Origin of the sequence: Acinetobacter sichuanensis, from assembly GCF_003024515.2 — a bacterium.
Classification (GTDB): domain Bacteria; phylum Pseudomonadota; class Gammaproteobacteria; order Pseudomonadales; family Moraxellaceae; genus Acinetobacter; species Acinetobacter sichuanensis.
Genome location: NZ_PYIX02000137.1, coordinates 1 through 1701 on the forward strand (window position 1 = coordinate 1; position 1701 = coordinate 1701).

The 1701-nt window shown below is 34.6% G+C and carries 4 protein-coding genes; 1 reads left to right on the forward strand and 3 read right to left on the reverse strand.

Annotated features, from left to right (window positions below; genetic code table 11):
- Window positions 1–70: 70 nt before the first annotated feature.
- Window positions 71–274: a DUF2750 domain-containing protein gene (locus C9E89_RS22470; protein ID WP_107010284.1), complete on the forward strand. Its 204-nt coding sequence runs from the start codon at window positions 71–73 to the stop codon at window positions 272–274.
- A gap of 205 nt (window positions 275–479) precedes the next feature.
- Here C9E89_RS22470 and C9E89_RS22475 read toward each other — a convergent pair whose 3' ends face one another.
- From C9E89_RS22475 to C9E89_RS22485, 3 genes are all read right to left on the reverse strand, one after another.
- Entirely contained in the window at window positions 480–809 is a 330-nt protein-coding gene (locus C9E89_RS22475) for a type II toxin-antitoxin system PemK/MazF family toxin (protein ID WP_107010285.1), read from the reverse strand.
- The gene (locus C9E89_RS22480) at window positions 809–1057 is read right to left on the reverse strand and encodes an AbrB/MazE/SpoVT family DNA-binding domain-containing protein (RefSeq protein WP_107010286.1); all 249 of its coding nucleotides are present in this window, start codon (window positions 1055–1057) and stop codon (window positions 809–811) included. Before C9E89_RS22480 ends, C9E89_RS22475 begins: the two co-directional genes overlap by 1 nt.
- 65 nt (window positions 1058–1122) lie before the next feature.
- Window positions 1123–1653 carry a plasmid replication DNA-binding protein gene (locus tag C9E89_RS22485; protein ID WP_107010287.1) on the reverse strand — a complete coding sequence of 177 codons (531 nt, stop codon included), beginning with the start codon at window positions 1651–1653 and terminating at the stop codon, window positions 1123–1125.
- Window positions 1654–1701 lie beyond the last annotated feature (48 nt).

The following is a 1701-nucleotide window of genomic DNA, read 5'->3' on the forward strand; positions in this document are numbered from 1 at the left end:
CGCTGTATAAATCTTTTGTTTTTTGCTCATGGTAAACTCCTAATGAGTATGTTTAGTTTACCAAGTTAAAGTGTCCGTTTTTATCAGCACACATCAGGAAGGGTATACCCCTAAATTTCTATCGTTAAAAGTATTTATGGAAAAATGGATAATAGGAATGCAACAAGATAGTTATGGTGCTTTAATTTTTCCTATTCCAAATGGTCAGGGTATTCTAGTACCACTGCACATTTTAAAAGAGGATTTATTGAATGAACAAGAACAGTATGAATAGGTTATTGTACTATGCGTTGCACTATATTTTTATCAAATAGAATAGTAGATATTTATTTAAGCTAAAAATTAACATAATACGCCTTAGTTGAAATCATTAAAAAAGCCTAGTTTGAACAAACTGGGCTTTTTTAATGATTTATCACGTTCCATGATCATTTATTGATCGTTGTTCCACGATTTTGATTAGATCATCTTGATAATGATCATTCTTCAAAGATTGCTGTAAAACGAGCCATAACCTCATCTAAAACGTCAGCATCAACGGGTTCTAAGAGTTTGGCATGTCGAGCATCAAAGTCTAAAGCTCTAGGCTGATCACAACGGACAACTCCTGTCGTTTTACCACCTGTGACTTCGACAGCAAAACCTGAATTACGTACAAAACGCCCACCTGATGTTATCGGTAACACGATAGGCATTTTGGTTACACGGTTGAATGGTTCAGGTGAAATAACCAATACAGGACGTTTGCCCTGTTGTTCATGTCCTAAAGTCGGATCTAAAGAAATTAAATAGATATCGCCTTTATTCATTAGATTTCTTCTCGCCCTACAGGTCTCATACCTTCCCAAGCATCTTGTTCGAGATCTAGAGCTTGTTGTTCAGCAAGAAGATCGGCAAGTTTATATGATGGTTTCTTTTTAGGTTCAACTAAGAGCTTTCCATCTTGAACATCAAGTGAAACGGTCTTTCCAGCATCTAATCCTAATTTTTTTAACAATGTAGGTGGGACAGCCAACATTACAGACCCACCAACTTTTCGTAGATTAGTGTGAAGCATATGCACCTCAAAAGTTATATAAAAGTATAACTATTATCTACTAAAAATAAAATCAGTCAATCTTCTTAGCCATTAGGCAAGAAAAAACGACTGAAAAATCCCCTTTTCTTAGGTTCAGGTACTGGAATGCGTGGGTTTTCTTGGGGCTCAGTAGTAGTCAATCCGTCATATTTTAACTCTGATTTTGACTGAGGATCTGCTGCTGTATTATGTTCAGCTTTTTGATCGGTAAACATAGTCATATTCGTTTTAGGTGCTTCTAATAAGCGTTGCATAGCTTCAATTTGATTATCTTTAGCCTCTAGTTGTTCTCTTTGAAATACCTCACGATCATGTGCAAGTTCTAATTGTTTTTTTAGTATGTCTACCTGTTGTTTCAACATGTCTACTTCTGTCTCTTTTTGTACCGATGCAGATTGTAACGTAGTTACATTATTATTTTTTTTGGATGGCTCACCAAATACTCGTATTGTTTCTGATAAGTCTATTTTACTATCACTATTTTTAGATAAATCTCCTTTATTTATACGCTTATAGACACTTTGTCGATTCATTCCATAGAGTTGAGCCAATTCAATAACTGATAAAGCTTTCATTATGTAACCCAAGTAAAAATCTGTATAAAAATAAATATTCTGTTTACA

What these genes read in the sequence shown, in the direction of transcription:
- C9E89_RS22475 (WP_107010285.1), bottom strand. Translation starts at nt 809, where the DNA reads ATGAATAAAGGCGATATCTATTTAATTTCTTTAGATCCGACTTTAGGA.
- C9E89_RS22480 (WP_107010286.1), bottom strand. Translation starts at nt 1,057, where the DNA reads ATGCTTCACACTAATCTACGAAAAGTTGGTGGGTCTGTAATGTTGGCT.
- C9E89_RS22485 (WP_107010287.1), bottom strand. Translation starts at nt 1,653, where the DNA reads ATGAAAGCTTTATCAGTTATTGAATTGGCTCAACTCTATGGAATGAAT.